This is a genomic window from Pseudomonas sp. Pseusp49, from assembly GCF_059491875.1.
Map to the genome: position 1 here is coordinate 3,227,988 of NZ_CP168514.1, position 17,410 is coordinate 3,245,397.

17 protein-coding genes are annotated in these 17,410 nt (G+C 62.2%); 2 read left to right on the forward strand and 15 right to left on the reverse strand.

From position 1 onward, the window contains the following. Positions 1-10: 10 nt before the first annotated feature. From ACEN83_RS14555 to ACEN83_RS14625, 15 genes are all read right to left on the reverse strand, one after another. Positions 11-1,591 carry an aldehyde dehydrogenase (NADP(+)) gene (locus tag ACEN83_RS14555; RefSeq protein WP_495580724.1) on the reverse strand — a complete coding sequence of 527 codons (1,581 nt, stop codon included), beginning with the start codon at positions 1,589-1,591 and terminating at the stop codon, positions 11-13. 125 nt (positions 1,592-1,716) lie between these two features. Continuing rightward, complete coding sequence (gene abaF / locus ACEN83_RS14560; protein ID WP_495580725.1) at positions 1,717-3,114, reverse strand: fosfomycin efflux MFS transporter AbaF; 1,398 nt, start codon at positions 3,112-3,114, stop codon at positions 1,717-1,719. A 73-nt stretch (positions 3,115-3,187) separates the two neighbouring features. After that, the gene (locus ACEN83_RS14565; protein WP_102701650.1) at positions 3,188-4,105 is read right to left on the reverse strand and encodes a dihydrodipicolinate synthase family protein; all 918 of its coding nucleotides are present in this window, start codon (positions 4,103-4,105) and stop codon (positions 3,188-3,190) included. 125 nt (positions 4,106-4,230) lie between these two features. Next, entirely contained in the window at positions 4,231-5,259 is a 1,029-nt protein-coding gene (locus tag ACEN83_RS14570) for a trans-3-hydroxy-L-proline dehydratase (RefSeq protein ID WP_495580726.1), read from the reverse strand. 117 nt (positions 5,260-5,376) lie between these two features. Continuing rightward, complete coding sequence (locus tag ACEN83_RS14575; protein WP_495580727.1) at positions 5,377-6,099, reverse strand: amino acid ABC transporter ATP-binding protein; 723 nt, start codon at positions 6,097-6,099, stop codon at positions 5,377-5,379. Next, positions 6,092-6,742, reverse strand: coding sequence for an amino acid ABC transporter permease (locus tag ACEN83_RS14580; RefSeq protein ID WP_007997727.1), 651 nt, complete (start codon positions 6,740-6,742; stop codon positions 6,092-6,094). Before ACEN83_RS14580 ends, ACEN83_RS14575 begins: the two co-directional genes overlap by 8 nt. Before the next feature lie 10 nt (positions 6,743-6,752). Continuing rightward, positions 6,753-7,418, reverse strand: coding sequence for an amino acid ABC transporter permease (locus ACEN83_RS14585; protein ID WP_007997725.1), 666 nt, complete (start codon positions 7,416-7,418; stop codon positions 6,753-6,755). Next, positions 7,411-9,189, reverse strand: a complete 1,779-nt coding sequence (gene lhpI, locus ACEN83_RS14590) for a cis-3-hydroxy-L-proline dehydratase (protein ID WP_495580728.1) — start codon at positions 9,187-9,189, stop codon at positions 7,411-7,413. The genes ACEN83_RS14585 and lhpI overlap by 8 nt, the downstream gene beginning before the upstream one ends. A gap of 10 nt (positions 9,190-9,199) precedes the next feature. Continuing rightward, a complete protein-coding gene (locus ACEN83_RS14595) occupies positions 9,200-10,018 on the reverse strand; it encodes an ABC transporter substrate-binding protein (protein WP_116583191.1) in 819 nt (272 codons plus the stop codon). A gap of 406 nt (positions 10,019-10,424) precedes the next feature. Continuing rightward, positions 10,425-11,174, reverse strand: a complete 750-nt coding sequence (locus tag ACEN83_RS14600; protein ID WP_495580729.1) for an AraC family transcriptional regulator — start codon at positions 11,172-11,174, stop codon at positions 10,425-10,427. Positions 11,175-11,248: 74 nt separating this feature from the next. Next, a complete protein-coding gene (locus ACEN83_RS14605) occupies positions 11,249-12,505 on the reverse strand; it encodes an FAD-dependent oxidoreductase (protein WP_495580730.1) in 1,257 nt (418 codons plus the stop codon). Beyond that, on the reverse strand, positions 12,502-12,738 hold the full coding sequence (locus ACEN83_RS14610) for a (2Fe-2S)-binding protein (RefSeq protein ID WP_495580731.1): 237 nt from the start codon (positions 12,736-12,738) through the stop codon (positions 12,502-12,504). Before ACEN83_RS14610 ends, ACEN83_RS14605 begins: the two co-directional genes overlap by 4 nt. After that, positions 12,731-13,846 carry an NAD(P)/FAD-dependent oxidoreductase gene (locus ACEN83_RS14615; protein WP_495580732.1) on the reverse strand — a complete coding sequence of 372 codons (1,116 nt, stop codon included), beginning with the start codon at positions 13,844-13,846 and terminating at the stop codon, positions 12,731-12,733. The genes ACEN83_RS14610 and ACEN83_RS14615 overlap by 8 nt, the downstream gene beginning before the upstream one ends. Continuing rightward, positions 13,843-14,775, reverse strand: coding sequence for a 4-hydroxyproline epimerase (locus tag ACEN83_RS14620; protein ID WP_495580733.1), 933 nt, complete (start codon positions 14,773-14,775; stop codon positions 13,843-13,845). Before ACEN83_RS14620 ends, ACEN83_RS14615 begins: the two co-directional genes overlap by 4 nt. A 114-nt stretch (positions 14,776-14,889) precedes the next feature. Continuing rightward, positions 14,890-15,561 (reverse strand): GntR family transcriptional regulator, encoded by a 672-nt coding sequence (locus tag ACEN83_RS14625; protein WP_225923675.1) that lies wholly within the window; start codon positions 15,559-15,561, stop codon positions 14,890-14,892. 247 nt (positions 15,562-15,808) lie between these two features. On the opposite strand from ACEN83_RS14625, the gene ACEN83_RS14630 reads away from it, so the two are divergent. Together ACEN83_RS14630 and ACEN83_RS14635 are read left to right on the forward strand one after the other, a co-directional pair. Next, positions 15,809-16,126 (forward strand): helix-turn-helix domain-containing protein, encoded by a 318-nt coding sequence (locus ACEN83_RS14630; protein WP_116583186.1) that lies wholly within the window; start codon positions 15,809-15,811, stop codon positions 16,124-16,126. Then, the gene (locus ACEN83_RS14635) at positions 16,119-17,378 is read left to right on the forward strand and encodes a type II toxin-antitoxin system HipA family toxin (protein ID WP_495580734.1); all 1,260 of its coding nucleotides are present in this window, start codon (positions 16,119-16,121) and stop codon (positions 17,376-17,378) included. The genes ACEN83_RS14630 and ACEN83_RS14635 overlap by 8 nt, the downstream gene beginning before the upstream one ends. Positions 17,379-17,410 lie beyond the last annotated feature (32 nt).

A 17,410-nucleotide genomic window follows, 5' to 3' on the forward strand; every position in this document is an offset into this window, starting at 1 on the left:
GTGTGGTTTTCTAGATTGGGTCGTGCTGGCTGCTGCCATCCACCAGACGTGCAATCCCCAGTGGGTTGGCGTTTTTCAAGGCGTCGGGTAGCAAGGCGTCCGGGCAGTTCTGGTAGCACACCGGCCGCAGGAATCGCTCGATGGCCAGGCTGCCAACCGATGTGCCACGGGCGTCGGAGGTTGCAGGGTAAGGCCCGCCATGGACCATGGCATCGCAGACTTCGACTCCGGTGGGGTAACCGTTGAACAGCACCCGGCCGACTTTTTGTTCCAGCAATATCAGCAGGTCCCCATGGGTCTGAAGATCCGATGCTTCGCCAATCAATGTCGCGGTCAGTTGCCCGTGCAAGCTGTTCAACGCCTGCCGCAGCTCAACCCTGTCCGCCACTTCAACGACAATGGTGGTCGGCCCGAACACTTCTTCCTGTAGCAGCGGATCCCCGTTGAGCAGCAGGCTGACGTCGGCCTTGAACAGTTGCGGCCACGCCTGATTGCCCTGCTGGTCGTGGCCCGCCAGATGCGTCACGCCCGGATGCTCGAGCAAGGCCCGCACCCCTTTTTCATAGCTGCCGAGGGTGCCAGCATTGAGCATGGTTTGCGCCGGTTGTTCGGCCATCAGGTTGCCTAGCCGCGCAGTGAACGCCGTCCATTCAGGGGTGCGAATACCGATGACCAACCCCGGATTGGTGCAGAACTGCCCGCAACCCTGGACCACCGATGCCACCAGCTCACCGGCGATTTTCTCGCCCCGCGCGCGCAAGGCTTCGGGCAATACCAACACTGGATTGATGCTGCTCATCTCGGCGAACACCGGGATGGGTTGTTGCCGTGCAGCGGCCATGTCGCAAAGGGCACGGCCACCTTTGAGCGAGCCGGTGAAACCGACGGCCTGAATCGCCGGGTGCTTGACCAGCGCTTCACCGACACCAGCGCCGTAGATCATGTTGAACACACCCTTGGGCATGTCGGTCTGCTCGGCGGCGCGCAGGATCGCATTGGCCACGCATTCGGCGGTTGCCATGTGCCCGCTGTGGGCCTTGAACACCACCGGGCAACCGGCGGCCAGGGCCGCGGCGGTATCGCCGCCAGCCGTCGAAAAGGCCAGCGGAAAATTGCTGGCGCCGAACACCGCCACCGGGCCGACGCCGATCCGGTACTGGCGCAGGTCAACCCGTGGCAGCGGCTGACGTTCCGGCAGGGCACGGTCGATGCGGGCGCTGTAGAAATCGCCCCGACGCAGGACCTGAGCGAACAGACGCATCTGGCCGCTGGTGCGGCCGCACTCGCCCTGAATCCGGGCGCTGGGCAGGGCGGTCTCGCGTGTCACCAGGGCAACGAACTCGTCATCCAGAGCATCCAGTTGCGCGGCGATGGCGTCAAGAAATTGTGCCCGGCGCGTCGCCGGCAAATGACGAAAGGCGGGATAGGCGGCCGCAGCGGCCTGGGCGGCCGCGTCGACTTCTTGCGCGGTGGCTTGCACGAACGAGTAGGGCAGTGCTTCACCGGTGCTGGCGTCATGGCTGTTCAGGAAGATGCCGCCAGCGGCGCTGCGCGCTCCGCCGATATAGTTGTGGCCAAGGATTTCGAGCATTGAAAATCTCCGGTCTGGAAAGATAAGGGCAAAAGATCGCAGCCTTCGGCAGCTCCTACACCGACCGTATTCACCCGACATCCATTCCTGTAGGAGCTGCCGAAGGCTGCGATCTTTTGATGCACTCAAGCCAACGAATCACCCCGGCGCGGGGTAGCTGGCACGGCTGCGTCCACGGCAGCAACCCGCGCCGCCGACTCGGCATCCACCTGGCGCAATGACTTGCCACGGGTCTCGCGGGTCAGGCCGACAGCCACCACGGAAATCAGCGCGGCGCCCACCAGATACCAGGCGATCGGAGTCGAGCTTTGGTACTTGTTGAGCAAGGTGATGGCGATCAGCGGTGCCAGGGAACCGGCGAAGATCGGCGCCACCTGGTAGCACAGGGACAGAGCGGTGTAGCGTACGTGGGTCGGGAACAATTCAGCCATCAGCGCCGAGTAAGGCGCATAGGTCATCGACTCGATGGCCAGGCCCAGGGTGATGGCGGCCATGATCAGCCAGTTGTTGCCGGTGTCCATCATCGGGAAACCGATGAAACCCCAGAACGCTGTGAGCACCGCGCCGGTCAGGTACACCGGCTTGCGCCCGATGATGTCCGACAGATAGCCCATCAGGGGAATCAGGAAAAAGTGCACCAGGTGCGCGCCGAACATCAGCAGCAGAATTTGCGAAGTGTCCTTGTGCACCACCAGTTTCAGATAGGTAATCGAGAACGTCACTACGGTGTAGTAGAGGATGTTCTCGGCAAAGCGAGCGCCGATTCCCACCAGCACCGAACGCCAGTGATGGCGCAGCACTTCCACCACACCAAGCTGTTGCTGTTTGGTCTGGGTCTGACGGGCCTGGGCTTCCTTGAAGATCGGCGCGTCATCGACGCTGGTGCGAATCCAGTAACCGATCAACACGACTACCGCCGAGAACCAGAACGCCACGCGCCAGCCCCAGGCAAGGAACTGTTGCTCTGACAGGTTCGACGACAACAGCAGCAGGGCGAGCGTGGCCACCAGGTTGCCGGCCGGCACCCCGGCTTGCGGCCAACTGGCCCAGAAGCCCCGACGATTGTCCGGGCAGTGTTCGGACACCAGCAGAATCGCGCCGCCCCATTCGCCACCGAAAGCGAAGCCCTGGATCAACCGCAACAGCACCAGTAGCACGGGTGCTGCGTAACCGATCTGGTCGAAGCCAGGCAGGCAACCCATCAGGAAGGTGGTGATGCCGACCACTACCAGGCTCAGTTGCAGCAGGCGTTTGCGGCCGAATTTGTCACCGTAGTGACCGAACACCAAACCGCCCAACGGCCGGGCGAGAAAGCCGACCGCGTACAAGGCGAAGGCGGCAATGATGCCGTCGATGGGGCTGTCGGTCTGGCGGAAGAACAGCTTGCCAAAAACCAATGCCGAGGCGGTGCCGTAGAGAAAGAATTCATACCATTCGGCGACGGTGCCAGCCATGGCGGCGGCCACCACGCGTTTGAGTCCCGAGGGTGTGGTTGCGCTTTGCGTGTGTTGAGGATTCGACATGCTGACGTACCTTGTTGAGACGCAAAAAAACGGGCAGCCGGGCGGGGCCAGTAAAGACCCGCCCGGCAATCGCTCAGAGACCGACGTCCGGCAGTTCCGGGCGGTTGGCCAACGCCTTGGCCATGATCTGCTCGACGAATACGCGGTCGGCTTCCGGCAGGGCCAGGCGTGGCGGACGGGTCAAGGCGCTGCCGCGACCGGCAATGGCTTCACACAGTTTGATGCACTGCACCAGGTCGGCACGGGCATCGAGGTGCAGGATCGGCATCAGCCATTCGTAGATCGGCATGGCTTCGGCGAAACGACCGGCCTTGGCCAGGCGGAAGATGGTTTCACCTTCTTTCGGGAACACGTTGGACATGCCTGAGACCCAACCTTCAGCACCCACGGCGATGCTTTCCAGCACCACGTCGTCGAGGCCGGCGAACAACACGAAACGGTCACCGACTTCGTTGCGCACGTCGATGAAGCGGCGGGTGTCGCCGGAAGAGTCCTTGAAGCACACCACGTTGTCGCAGTCGGCCAGGGAAATCAGGATGTCCGGGGTGACGTCGTTCTTATAGATAGGCGGGTTGTTGTAGACCATCAGCGGCACGTCAGCGTTTTTCGCCACGTAGCGGTAATGCTCGGCGGTTTCGAACGGCTTGGAACCGTAGACCAGCGCCGGCATCAGCATCACGCCATCAACGCCGACCCGGCGTACGGCATTGGCGACCTTGGCCGCTTGTAGGCTGGTGAACTCGGCCACGCCACAAATCACCGGTACGCGACCACGGGCGGCATCGACAGCGACTTCAGTCACGGCGATTTTCTCTTCGGCACTCAGCGAGGTGTTTTCACCCACCGAGCCGCAGACCACCAGGCCTGACACGCCGTCGCGGATCACGTTGGAAATCACCTGATGGGTTTTTTCCAGGTTGATGGAGAAGTCATCGTTGAATTGAGTGGTCACCGCTGGGAAGACGCCACTCCAGTTAATGCGCTTGCTCATTGTTGCCTCCGGTTCGTTAATTGTATTTCGTATACGATATTAAAAATGACGATGCTCGGCTAGTGCTTTTTTTGGTTTTCAGGGGTTTTTACTGGCCGTTGGTCTGGGGAGCAGGGATGGCGTGATCAGGCGCCGGGCCAGGTGTCGGACAGGCGATAGCCTTGTGGCCACGGATCGCTTGGGTCGAGCAGTAATTGATGGGTGCCGGTGATCCACGCCCGGCCGGAAATGCACGGGTAAATCGCGGCGCGGCCGGCGACTTCGGTCAGCGAATCAATGCGGCAGTGGAACTCGGAGCCGATAATCGAACGGCCGACAAAGCGCTCGCCAACCTGCATCAAGCCTTTGGCCTGCAACACCGCCATGCGCGCCGAGCAACCCGTGCCGGTGGGGGAGCGGTCGATCTTGCCCGGTTGAATCACCACCGCATTGGCGCCGGTGGCGATGCCGTTCTCATGGACGATGGGCGCGGCGATCTGGCAGAAGGAAATGTGCGACCACTCGGGATTCAGCGGATGCACGAAGCCCAGTTGTTCGTTGGCCGCTCGAGTGATTTTCAGCCCCACCGCGACCAGATCGGCCGCTTCATCCGGGCGGATGGAGAAACCCAGGCCTTTGGCATCGGCAATCACAAAACTGTCGCCACCATAAGCGGTGTCAACCTTCAGCGAGCCGATGCCTTCGACTTCAATCCAGGCATCCAGGCGATCAGCGAAGGACGGTACGTTTTTCACTTCCACCCGCTGCACCTTGCCATCCCGGCAGTCGGCCACGGCTTCGATCAGGCCGCCGGGCGCTTCCAGCACCAGGCGGGTTTGCGGCTCGGTCATGGGCAGGATGCCGCTGTCGAGCAATACGGTGGCGACGCACAACGAGTTGGAGCCGGACATCGGCGGGGTGTCCGCCGGCTCCATGATGATCCAGGCCATCTGCGCCCGTGGGTCCTTGGCCGGGACCAGCAGGTTGACGTGGCGGAACACGCCGCCGCGGGGTTCGTTGAGGACGAAGTTGCGCAGGGTGTCGTCCTGGGCGATCCAGCGTGACTGTTCCCACACGGTGGCGCCGGGCGGCGGGGCGACACCGCCGACGATCACGTCGCCGACTTCGCCTTCGGCGTGGCAGCTGACTACATGAATGACTTTCGATGAGCGCATGGTTTGCTCCTTGTTTTGTCTGTTAGGGCCCTTTCGCGAGCAAGCCCGCTCCCACACTGATTTTGTGTACACCATCAAACCCTGTGGGAGCGGGCTTGCTCGCGAAGGGGCCAGTCGCTATTTCACCGATTTCAGAAACGCCGCAGTCTCCGCATGCACCGGATTGCCAATCACCTGATCCGGCGAACCAATCTCATGCACCAGGCCATTGCGGAAGAACGCCACACGGTCGGACACGTCCCGGGCAAAGCGGATTTCGTGGGTCACCAACACCATGGTCATGCCGTCTTCGGCGAGCATGCGCATGGTGTCCAGCACTTCACCGACCAACTGCGGGTCGAGGGCCGAGGTGGCTTCGTCAAACAGCATGTAGTCCGGTGACATGGCCAGGGCGCGGGCGATGGCCATGCGTTGTTGCTGTCCACCGGACAGCTTGCCAGGGAACGTCTTGAGCTTGTCGCCCAGGCCGACGTGGGTCAGTTGCTTCACCGCTAGTGCTTCAGCTTCAGCCTTGCTTTTGCCCAGCACTTTGCGCGGCGCGAGCATGACGTTTTCCAGCACCGTCAAGTGCGGGAAGGCATTCCATTGCTGGAACACAATGCCAATCTTCTGCCGCAGGCGATTGAGGTCGGTGGCGCTGTGATGGACCTCGACGCCGTCAACGCGGATGTTGCCTTTCTGGATCGGTTCCAGGCCGTTGATGCACATCAGCAAGGTCGATTTGCCGGAGCCGGAGCCGCCGATGATCGACACCACTTCGCCCTTGTTCACCGTCAGGTTGACGCCCTTGACCACCTCGAGGTTGCCGAAGGATTTATGTACGTTGTCGATCTCAATCATTTTCTTGCCACCTTCTTTCCAGACGAGCGCCCAGGCGTGCGACCACCAGGCTCATGACGTAGTAGATAAGGCCCGCGATGCACAGCACCAGCAACGGTTCCTGGATGCGGGTGACGATGGTTTGCGAGGCGCGCAGCAGTTCGACGATGCCGATCCACATCACCAGCGCGGTGTCTTTCATTACACCGAGCACCAGGTTCAGCCAGCCGGGGAACGCTACCCGGGTGGCCATCGGCAGGACGATCCAGCGCAAATCCTGCAAGAAGCTCAGCCCCAGCGACCGGCTGGCCCGGCGCACGGTGAACGGCACCGCCAGTACGCCGGCACGCACGATCTCGGTGAAGTACGCCGCTGCGTAAACCCCCAGCACAATGCAGCCGACGCTGAAGGCGCTGATGTTCAAACCGATGATGCTTTTGAGTGAGTTGAACAGTACGAACTGGATCAGCAACGGCACGCTGCGAAACACGTCCAGCACCCAGGCCAGTGGCTGGCTGGCCCGTGGCAACAAGGCCCGCAGCAGGCCGAAGAACAACCCGGCCAAGGAGCCGAGGATGATCGACCAGAACGTCAGTTGCATCGTGACCCACGCACCGTTGAGCAGGAACATCAGGTCATTCGAGGAAAAATCGGTGGAAAACATGGACAGCTCCTCAGTAACGGAACAACCGCCAGGCCATCAGCCGGGCTGCCGCGACGATCGCCTTGGCAATCAAGTAATACAGCACCGCTGCGATGGCGAAATACTCGAAGGTGCGGAAGGTTTTGACGTTGTATTCCTGGGTCACACCGGTCAGGTCATTGTTTAGCCCGACGATCACCCCCAGCGACGTCATCAACACCGCCCAGACCATCTGATTGGTCAGCGGATAAAACACGATCCGCAGCAGTTGCGGGACGATGATCATGCGATAGGCCTGGAAGGCACTCATGCCGAGGGAACGCGCCGCACGTACCTGCGTGTCAGGCACGGCCTTGAGGCCGCCGCGAAAGTTCTCCGCCAGATACCCGGCATTGTTGAAGGTGATCCCGGCCAGCAGGGCGAACCAGGAACTGACGTGCAGGTTCAGCGAGCCGAGGCCGAAGTAGAGGATGTAGATCTGAAACAGCGACGGGGTGTTGCGGGCAATCGACACCCAGCCGTTGCCGAAACCGCGCAGCAGAGGGTGCTTGGCCTCGCGCATCACCGTCAGGGCCAGGGCGATCAGCACGCCGAAGATCATCGACAGCGCGGCGGTTTCGAAGGTGACGATGGCACCGGCAAGCATGTCCGGCAGGGCGCGCAGGGCGGAGCGCCATTGGAAGCTGTAGTCAAACATGCGCAGGGCTCTCCAGTAGGGCAGCAGGTTGTAGCCAGGCCGGTAAACGTCCACTGGCCGTTGCGGTGCAGGCCGCGTCGACGCATTCGGCAAGGCTGGCGAAGTGCACCTTGCGGCCGACCAGGCCCGGTGCGTAGTGGGCGTATTTGCCCGAGTTGGTCATCAGGTTTTCAGCCGCCAGGGGAATTACGGGTTCGCCGAGCATGCACCAGCAGGTGTCGGTGACCAGGGTCGCGCCGAACGCTTCGATCACGGCGATGTGCCCTGCCTCGCGGGCTTGCTCCAACACGGCACGGCCGCAGGTGATGGCAAGCACCACATCCGGGTGTCTTTGTCGTCCCCGGCACAGTCGCGCCAGGTGAGCGAACTCGCTGAGGGAAAAGTGCGGGTTACCCAGCGACACCACATCCACCCGGTTATCGCGAGCACTGTTGAGTTCGCGCCAACTGCGCAGCAGGTCCTTCAGGCGGATTTTTTCCACGGCAATGGAAATGTCCGCATCCAGCACCTGCGCCGGGTCAATGGCCTCCGGGGTGACCCCGGCGATGTGGAACAGTGGCGCCGCAGAGGTGGTAGCGAAGGCCGCGCCAAAGGCTTTGAGGTCGTCCAGGCTCGGCTTGCGTTTTTCCAGTCCCAGCACCAGCGGCACGCGACTGCCAGCCAGGGCACCAATGTGGTAACCCAGCAGCGGGTAGAAGGCATCGTCCAGTTCACCGAGTGCGGGCAACTCGATCTGCAACCGGGCCTTGCGTGGCGCGTCCAGGTGGCAGCCGATCAGCGGGGCGCGACCGGTGAGGGCGATGCAGATGTCCAGGTAATCCGGGTATTTCAGGGTGCGTGCACCGAGCACGCTGTTGGCGTAGACCACTGCGTTGGATTCCGCCCAGACGATTTGCTCGCCAGCCTTCGGTGCAGTGTCGAGCAGGTACGGCGCGCAGGTGAAACTGAGCTGTGCGCCCATCGCCATATAGGCATCGCCCAAGGCACTGGCCGGTTCCCCCAGTGCCGGGTCGATACCCAGTTCGCGCCAACGGCGCTGGTCGACGGAAATTGAATTGAGGGTGGTGGGCACTCGCACTTTTGCTCCCCATTGCACCAGTTGCCGGGCAAAGCGCAGGCTTGCAGGTCCCGTGTAAATGCAGCCGTCGATGTGTGCTTGAGTGACATCCACCAAGTGCTCGGCACCCTGCAATTCGGCCATACGCAGGACGATCTGCATGGCCATTTGCGCGGCCTTGCCATGCCGGCCATCGAGCAGCGCCCGATCGTGCTCGGTGAGCCTGATCGAGGCGGTGCTGTCAGCGTCTGGTAATGGGCTGTCGAGCGCCTGCCAGGCGTCGCCCGGCAGGTGATCGAACAGGCTCAGCGTTGCATTTTCGACCCGGGCGAAGGCCTGGCCGCGCAAGGCGGCGAAGGCCTCCCGACCGATGCACAGCACCGGCAGGGAACGGGCAAAAATGGTCTGCGCCACCAGCACGCCCAAGGTCAGGATCTCGTCGGCTTCGGCCAGCACCAATGCCGCCGGTGCATGGCCGTTGCTGATCAGTTCCATCAACACACTGCTGCCGGTGCACGAGCCGCGGCCACTGGGAATCGCCAGCACGCGGCCGGCCAGGTGTTGGCCGCTGAGCGGGTGATGGCGGTCGATGACTTCACCCGTACAGGGATCGACTCCGCCCCAGAAGCTCAAGCCGACATCGGCGAACAGCAGGGCGCCTTGCGCGGCACCCGCCACCAGGCTGCGCCCGGTCAGAGAAATTGGCCTAGGCATGCCGGACATCTCAGTAGTAGACCTGAGGCACGGTCAGGTTGGTCGGCGAGATCTCGGTGCCGACCCATTTAACGAACAGCTCCTTGTAGCGACCGGTGCGCACCTGTTGGTTGACGAACAGGTTGAGGTAATTGAGCAGGCCGTACTCGCTGCGCTTGGCGCCCAGGGACACGTAGTCGATGACGTAAGGGGCGTTACCGGCGACTTTCAGGTTTTTGTATTTGCCTGACTTGAGGGTGGCGGCGGCCACGGTGTTGGTGACGACGGTGGCATCGATGTGGCCTTGGGCGACAGCCAGCAGGGTATCGCTTTGCGACTGGTAGGCTCGGAAGCTGCCCGAGCCCCAGTTCTTCACGTCTTTCTCCAGGGCGATGGCCTCATAGGTGCCGCTGGTGTTGCCCACTGCTTTGCCCTTGAGGTCGTCGAAGCCGTTGATGCCGGTGTCGTCGCGGGTCAGCACCACCATCTGGAAGGCAAAGTAGGGCACGGTGAGGCCGACGGTCTTGGCGCGTTCGAGGGTGTCGGAGGTGGACGCGACGATCACGTCAGCCCGGCCGGAGACCAGTGCCGGAATGCGATCCGGGAACGGCGTTTCCACCACTTCGGCCTCGACCCCGAGGATTTTCGCCAGGTCGCGGCAATAGTCCACATCGAAGCCGGCCGGCGAGTTGCTGGCATCGCGAAAGCCCATGGGCGGGAAGTCCAGGGTCACGGCGCAGCGCAGCTTGCCCGAACCGATGATGTCGTCGAGCTTGTCGGCCTGGGCAGTGGCGATAAAGGAGGTACTGAGAACAGCGCTGAGGGCTACGGCAAATGCGGGGTTTTTCATAGAGGCCTCGTTGATGTGAAGTGCTGTTGAATATCGTATTGGGGATTTCGTATACGATATTAACGATAGCAATCAACGTGCCTATTTCCAGTCCGAGGGGTGAATTAGTTGTCAGGCCTTGGCGTAGAGGTTTTGCAGCAGTGCAACCCGAGGCACGGTGACGCCAAGGTATCGGGGGCAGGTGTTACATATGGGAGCAGCGGTAGCGCGGGCGCCCCTTTAAGGAACACTGGCAGGCACGGGTGTACGCGGCCGGCGTAGGAGCTGGCGCAGCCTGCGATCTTCTGATCTTCAAACGTCAAAAGATCGCAGCCTTCGGCAGCTCCTACGGGATTGGCGTACGCCTTTTGATCTCGGGTGTACGCGGTTGGCGTAGGAGCTGGCGCAGCCTGCGATCTTTTGATCTTCAGCGCTGGTTATCGCGATACTGACTCGGCGACAAACTGGTCAGCGCCCGAAACTGCCGGCTGAAGGCACTGTGGTCGGTGTAACCACAGCGCAAGGCAATCTCGGTGATCGGCAACTCGGTGTGCAGTAACAACCGCGAACCTTCCTCCAGGCGTGCCTTGTGAATCATTTGCCGTGGGGTGAGTTGGAACACCCGTTTGCAGTGCCGCTCCAATTGCGCCACGGAATAGCCAGCGATGGCGGTCAGTTCGGCGAGGCTGATGGAGCGGGCGAAGTGGCGGCGGATATGGGCATCCACGGCGGCGAGTTTCTGGAACGCCGGATGGTTCGACTGTGGCGATTGCAGGTCGCGGGAGATACCGGCCAGGCCCACGATCCGACCCCGTTCATCCTTCAACGCGAGTTTGTGGGTCAGGCACCAGATCGGCTGATTGCCATAATACAAATGCAACTCCAGCTGATCGGCCAGTTCGCGACCACTGGACAGCACGCGGCGATCCTGTTCGGTGTACAGCGGACCGAAGCGTTCCGGGAAGACCATTTCGGCGGTGCGCCCCAGCAGCTCGTCCCTGTGTCTGAAACCACAACGCCGGGCCAGGGTCTGGTTGACGAAGGCGTAGCGGGCCTCGCAGTCCTTGATGAAAAACACCACGTCCGACAAGGTATCGAGCAACGGCGCGATGGGCTGAAGGCTGTTCAGCAGCGTCGGCAGATCGCAAGGTTTGAAGGTGGTGAGCGATGGATACATGGCGCCGGGGGTCTGAGGGTGACCCCCGGGATCATAGAGACTCGGCAGCGTGGCCGAAACCCCCGGCACGGTCATCACGCTGGCGGGGTATCGTCCAGGGACATCAAGGTTTCGATCCGCGCCGGGGTGAAGGGTGGGCGCGGTGCCGAGGGCTGCCAACCAAACAAATGCTGCACTGCGCCGCCACACACCCGGCCCTGGCAGGCGCCCATGCCGCAGCGACTGGCGAGTTTGGCTTCGCGCCAGCCAGAGTGACCGGTCAATGCCGCGTAGGGCACGTCTTCGCAGCGGCAAACCAGGGTGTCGGGTTGGGCCAGGGACTTGAGTCGCGGGTCGAGGGCGAACGCGCTGTTCAGCGCCTTGGCGAAACCCTGCCAGCGCGCCCGGCGCGGCCACAATTGCCTGGCGGCTTGCAGATCGCCGACCGCAGCGTGGCCGGCAATCGCACCTTCCACCAAGGCCAGCTCACTGCCGCCGAACCCTGTGCATTCGCCCGCCGCATAATGATCGGCGCGATTGCTGGCCTGCCAGACATCCACCGCGATGGCTTGATCTTCGATGGCGCAACCCAGTGCCTGACCCAACTGGATGTTCGGAATCAACCCGAATCCACAGGCCAGCCGATCACATTCCAGTTCGACGATGTTGCCTTGTTGTTGCAGGCGCACGCCTTCCACTCGGTCGGTGCCAAGCGCCGCCAATACGTGGGTGGCGGTGCGGTAGCGGTGGTCGAACAGGCTGAACGATTGCAGCCATTTACCGGGCCAGCGCGGCAGTTGCGCGGCGAAACCGGCGAGGGCGCTGCGGCTGGCTTGTTCGGCGATGCGTTGCACTTGCGCGCCATGCTGTTTGGCGGTGGCGGCACTGGCCAGTAACAGCGGGCCGCTGCCGGCGATCACCACGCGCTCGTCCTGCACCGGCAAACCAGCCTTGATCAGCGCCTGCAAACCACCCGCACCGGTGACACCCGGCAGGGTCCAGCCGGGGAAGGGCAGCAGTAATTCACGGGCGCCGGTGCACAGAATCAGTTTGTCGTAGCTGATCAACCAGCCATGGTCGTCATCTTCCACCAGCAGTTGTTTCGCGCCGGGGGCGGCGATCACCCGAGTACCGGCGTGATGGCGGATGTTGTTGCACGACGCCAGACGCTCGCGCAGGCGCCGGGCTTGACCGGGTACGTTGGCTTGAGGTCCGTCGCGCCAGATTTGCCCGCCCGGCAGCGGGTTGTCGTCGAGCATGACAATGCGGGCGCCGCTGGGGGCGGCGGCAAGGGCGGCGCTCATTCCGGCAGGGCCGGCGCCAATGATCAACAGATCAGCGTATTCATTCATGGGCGAGTCTCCACCTGCATGCCGTCACGGCACAGGGTCTGGCAAGCCAGGCGACGCCGGCCATCGATGGTCACCCGGCATTCCTGGCAAATGCCCATGCCGCACAGCGGCGCACGGCGCTGACCGCTGACCGAGGTGCGCGCGCAGCCGTCACTGGCCAGCGCCAGGGCACCGGCGACGCTGGTGCCTTCGGCGACTTTCAGGGCGTGGCCGTCCAGCAACAATTCAGGCATAGACCGGTTCTCCTAGAAAACGCTGGGGCAGATAAGGTTGTGCGGCCAGTGGCGGGGTTTCGTTGAACAGTTGCGCCACCAGTAAATCGGCGGTGCCGGGGGCGGTGGTTACGCCCAGTCCTTCGTGACCGACTGCCAGCCACAAGCCTTGATGTTGTGGATGCTGGCCCACCAGCGGCAAGCCGTCGGGGCTGGCGGCGCGGAAACCGGTCCAGGCACGGATGCCATTGAGCCGGGCCAGCCCCGGCATGTACTCGGCGGCACGCTTGAGCATCTTCGCGAGCATCCAGCCTTCGACCTGCGGGTCGGTGGTTGCGAATTGCCGCGAGGCGCCGATGAACAGTTGGCCGGTGGGGCGCGGCTGGATATTGCAGGCGGTCGACGGCCCCGTGGCATTGTGGGCACTGGTGACGTAACCCAGTTCCACCAGGGTATGGGTGACGCTGCCGGGGTAGCGGTCAGTGATCAGCAAGTGGCCTTTTTTCGGCTCGATGGGCAATTCCGGACACAGCTCGTTGGCTTGAATACCGTTGGCCAGCACCACGGCATCGGCACTCAACCAGTGACCATCATCGAGGCAGACGCGGTTGCCATCGACCGCATTGACCCGCGCCCGGCGCTGGCGGATGTTCGGTGTTTCGAGCATCCATCCGGCCGTCGCCGGGGCGTACAGAATGCCGTCGCCATTGATCAGCAAGCCGCCTTCCAGTCCTTCGCGCAGTTCCGGTTCGCGCTGGCGCAGGGCATTGGCGCCGATCAGTTCGCAAGCCACGCCCTGGGCTTGCAGGTTCAGGAATTTGCTGTGGGCCACCGCCATTTCTTCGGCATTGGCCGCCAGCCACAGCGTGCCGTTGCAGCGGTAGGCACAGCTGTCGGGCAGGTCCGCGCCCAGTTCGCGCCAGCGCTGCAACGAATATTGACTCAGGGCCAGTTCGGCGGGGTTGTCGTCGAGTACCAGCAGGTGGCCCATGCCGGCGGCCGTGGCCCCGTGCAGTCCGGCGTCCAACACCAGCACCTGCAAGCCGCGACGGGCCAGCGCCTGGGCACAGGCGGCACCGATAATGCCGGCGCCGATCACGATCACGTCGGCCACCTGGCCCTCGTTCATGGACGAATGCCCCAGGCGAACGGGTCGTCCTGTTCGATGATCAGGCTCGCCTCGGCACTGATGAACGCGCGCCCACGAATGGTCGGCACGATGCGCTCACCCTGCAGTTCGTAGGAACCCTCGAACTCGCTGCCGATGACGCTGGCCTGGCGCCAGATCTGCCCCGGTTGCAATTTGTCGTCGGCCGCCAGGCATGCCAGTTTGGCACTGGTGCCGGTGCCGCAGGGCGAACGGTCATAGGCTTTGCCGGGGCAGAGCACGAAGTTGCGACTGTCGGCGTGATCGTCATCGGCGAACAACTCGACGTGATCGATCAAGCTGCCGTCTTCACCGCGAATGCCTTGGGCTTCCAGTGCCTGCTGCACGGCGAAGGTGTAAGCGGTCAGCGCTTCGAGGTTGTCGCCGGCCACCCGCAGGCCGTGCTCGGCGACCAGGAAAAACCAGTTGCCGCCCCAAGCGATATCACCGACCACTTGGCCGATGCCCGGCACCTGCACCGCCAGCGCCTTGCGATAACGGTAGGCTGGCACGTTGCGCACACTCACCGAATGGTCTTCGTGCAGGGTTGCCTGCACCGTGCCCACCGGCGTTTCGATGCTGTGCACGCCGGGGCCGATCTTGCCCAGGTGCGCCAACGACGCCACCAGGCCGATGGTGCCGTGGCCGCACATGCCCAGATAACCGGTGTTATTGAAGAAAATCACCCCGGCACAGGCGCCAGGGTCCACCGGCGTGCAGAGCAGGGCGCCCACCAGTACGTCACTGCCCCGCGGTTCCAGCATACAGGCGGCGCGCCATTGATCATGCTGTTCGGCTAATACCTGGCGCCGTTCGGCCATGCTGCCGGTGCCCAGGTCAGGAAAGCCGGCGGTCACCAGGCGGGTCGGTTCGCCGCCGGTGTGGGAGTCGATCACAGAGATGCGTTTCATGGGAGGGCCACGTCCATTCGGTTGAGTGAACGCAAGAGTGGCCCGTGCGGCGGGGCGTCGGCTTGATGGATTTAGTCTGTGTCGATGACGAAATCGGCACAGCATCCGTCGCTGTCAGTGGCTGTGGGGCAGGTGCTCGAACAAGGTCGTGCAGACGCCGGCAATGTGCTCGTCCAGAAGCTTCACCGCCAGGTCCACATCCCCGGCGCGGCAGGCCGCCAGGATCTCGCGGTGTTCGTGATCGGCCCGTTCCTTACCGGCCGACAAGCTCATCTGCATGCGTAGATAACGCTCCAGCTTGTCGTTGACCGAACGGATCAGACTCACCAGGAACGGTCGCTGCGCAGGCTCGTACAGGCAGGAGTGCAGCTCCCAGTTGAGCTCGGCCCAGCGCCCCACGTCGTCCTCGCCGATGAACTCCTGACAGATGCGCTCGGCACGGGCGAAGGTCTCTTCGGTCATGTTCGGAATGGCCAGGCGCAGAATCTTGTCCTCCAGCAACATCCGCACTTCGAACATCTGCGCCAGCTCCGCATCGGAAACCCGCGTGACCATCGCCCCGCGATTGCGCTGGAACATCACCAACCCTTCGGCCTCCAGCCGCTTGAGGGCTTCGCGCACCGGGATCTTGCTGACATTGAACTGGCGGGCGATGTCGTCCTGGCGGATCGGCTCATCCTCGGCAAAATGCCCGGCGACAATCGCATCCCGCAGATGGCGGGTGATGATTTCCGAAGTCGAAGGCGTGTTACCAAGGTCGGGTGCGTTGAGTTTGGGTAGGTTCACGGCGGCGGTCATTTGGAGTGAGATAGCGCTAGGGTATACGAAATTCTTTTGCTGATCTTCCCCGGTTCGACGTCGGTGCGCCCGTTTTCATTCAGGCCTGAGGCCGGCTTTAATTCCAGTAAATTGTGGATACGGCAGACAATTCCTAAATAAAACACAAATACAGGGAATTATGCGTTTTGAACTGGATTGCAGTTAATTCTATAATCTTGTGTATTAAGCGGTGCATCGCGACGGAAGGCACGTTATGTTGGACTTAAGCTTCAGTAAACCGAGTGAGGTCGTCAAACGACTCTGCGATCGCCTGCGCACGGAACGGCTGGCTTTGCAGATGACGCAAGCCGATGTAGCCGGTCGCGCCGGTATCGGGACCAATACCGTGTCCAACCTCGAAGCCGGGCGCAATGTCGGGTTCGAGAATGTGGTCCGTGTGGCCATGGTCCTTGGACGAACCAAGGAGCTCGAAGGACTGTTCCTGCCAAAGCTGGACAGCCTTGAAGACATTCGTCGATACGAAAACAGTGTCAATCGTCATCGTGCCAAGAGGAAGTCCGACAATGCTTGAGCAGGTTGACGTCTACTACGAGGGTTGGGGTGAACGTTGGCTGTGGGGCACGCTTGTGTCTACGACCGCCATCACCGGCCGCCCACAGATTGTGTTTGAGTACAGCAATGAAGCGAAGAGTAGAGGCCTGGAGCTGTCGTCCTACACACTTCCATTGGAGGGGCCCCAGTTACGTCGAGGCTTTCCGTCCCACCATCTGGGCCTGCCAGGGCCTGTCTATGACTCGTTGCCAGATGGTTGGGGCATGCTGCTGATGGACCGGTTGTTCAGGCGCCACGGCCGCAATACAGCACGCATAGGACCTCTGGAGCGGCTGGCCTATATTGGCAACAATGCCATGGGGGCAATGTCGTTCGAGCCCGTGGTGCCCGAGGGGCAGGAGCCGCAAGCGCATATCCCCCTTGAGCTGCTTGCGGTTGAGATTCGGGAAGTTCTAAAGGGTGAAGGTGGGGAATTCCTGCAGACGTTGCTGCTGGTGGGGGGCTCGCCCCAAGGCGCCAGGCCAAAGGCGTTGGTCTATCGTGACCCTCAATCTGCAGCCTTTACCACTGCCGCCAGGCCGGACTTTGAAGCCTGGCTGATCAAGTTCCCGGCAAAAGAAGAGCATCCTGAGGTGTGCGCTATCGAAATGGTCTATGCCGAGTGCTTGCGCATGTGCGGCATCCAGACCCCGGACACGCAGCACTTCAGCCTGCCCAACGGGCTGGCAGCCTTCGCGAGTAAACGCTTTGATCGTATAGACGGTCAGCGCGTGCCCATGCAAAGCCTTGCAGCCTTTACCGGGGCCGACTACAAGTCACCGGGGGCCCTGGACTATGTCAACTTCTTGCGTGCGACACATATGTGCACCAACGATGTGCGAGAGAAAGCTATCGCCTTCGAGCGTGCCGTCTTCAATGTGGCGTTCAACAACCGGGACGACCACCCCAAAAACTTCGCCTACGTCATGTCGCCGTCCGGTGCATGGCAGCTGGCGCCAGCCTACGACGTGACGTTCTGCGAGGGACCGGGCGGTTATCACCAGATGGACGTGATGGGTGAGGCCTTGGAGATTGACCGCGATGCAATGCTCAGACTTGCAGACGAAGCAGAGGTCTCAGTGGAGACTGCTGGCGGCATCATTGACAGGTTTTGCCGCGTCGCCAGCCAGTTTGCGGCCATCGCCGAGAACATGTACCCAGGCGCAATCACCCAGGACACCTTGGATACCATTCAAGGCCGAATCGACGAGAACATCGGCCTGCTGCGCTAACGCCACTGCTTGCCTGCAACTCAAGGCTCATG

Coding starts and splice junctions, on each gene's coding strand:
- ACEN83_RS14585 (WP_007997725.1), bottom strand. CDS start 7,418: ATGTTTGACTACAGCTTCCAATGGCGCTCCGCCCTGCGCGCCCTGCCG.
- ACEN83_RS14620 (WP_495580733.1), bottom strand. CDS start 14,775: ATGAAACGCATCTCTGTGATCGACTCCCACACCGGCGGCGAACCGACC.
- ACEN83_RS14615 (WP_495580732.1), bottom strand. CDS start 13,846: ATGAACGAGGGCCAGGTGGCCGACGTGATCGTGATCGGCGCCGGCATT.
- ACEN83_RS14595 (WP_116583191.1), bottom strand. CDS start 10,018: ATGAAAAACCCCGCATTTGCCGTAGCCCTCAGCGCTGTTCTCAGTACC.
- ACEN83_RS14580 (WP_007997727.1), bottom strand. CDS start 6,742: ATGTTTTCCACCGATTTTTCCTCGAATGACCTGATGTTCCTGCTCAAC.
- ACEN83_RS14635 (WP_495580734.1), top strand. CDS start 16,119: ATGCTTGAGCAGGTTGACGTCTACTACGAGGGTTGGGGTGAACGTTGG.
- ACEN83_RS14570 (WP_495580726.1), bottom strand. CDS start 5,259: ATGCGCTCATCGAAAGTCATTCATGTAGTCAGCTGCCACGCCGAAGGC.
- ACEN83_RS14605 (WP_495580730.1), bottom strand. CDS start 12,505: ATGAATGAATACGCTGATCTGTTGATCATTGGCGCCGGCCCTGCCGGA.
- ACEN83_RS14565 (WP_102701650.1), bottom strand. CDS start 4,105: ATGAGCAAGCGCATTAACTGGAGTGGCGTCTTCCCAGCGGTGACCACT.
- ACEN83_RS14630 (WP_116583186.1), top strand. CDS start 15,809: ATGTTGGACTTAAGCTTCAGTAAACCGAGTGAGGTCGTCAAACGACTC.
- ACEN83_RS14600 (WP_495580729.1), bottom strand. CDS start 11,174: ATGTATCCATCGCTCACCACCTTCAAACCTTGCGATCTGCCGACGCTG.
- ACEN83_RS14555 (WP_495580724.1), bottom strand. CDS start 1,591: ATGCTCGAAATCCTTGGCCACAACTATATCGGCGGAGCGCGCAGCGCC.
- abaF (WP_495580725.1), bottom strand. CDS start 3,114: ATGTCGAATCCTCAACACACGCAAAGCGCAACCACACCCTCGGGACTC.
- lhpI (WP_495580728.1), bottom strand. CDS start 9,189: ATGCCTAGGCCAATTTCTCTGACCGGGCGCAGCCTGGTGGCGGGTGCC.
- ACEN83_RS14610 (WP_495580731.1), bottom strand. CDS start 12,738: ATGCCTGAATTGTTGCTGGACGGCCACGCCCTGAAAGTCGCCGAAGGC.
- ACEN83_RS14575 (WP_495580727.1), bottom strand. CDS start 6,099: ATGATTGAGATCGACAACGTACATAAATCCTTCGGCAACCTCGAGGTG.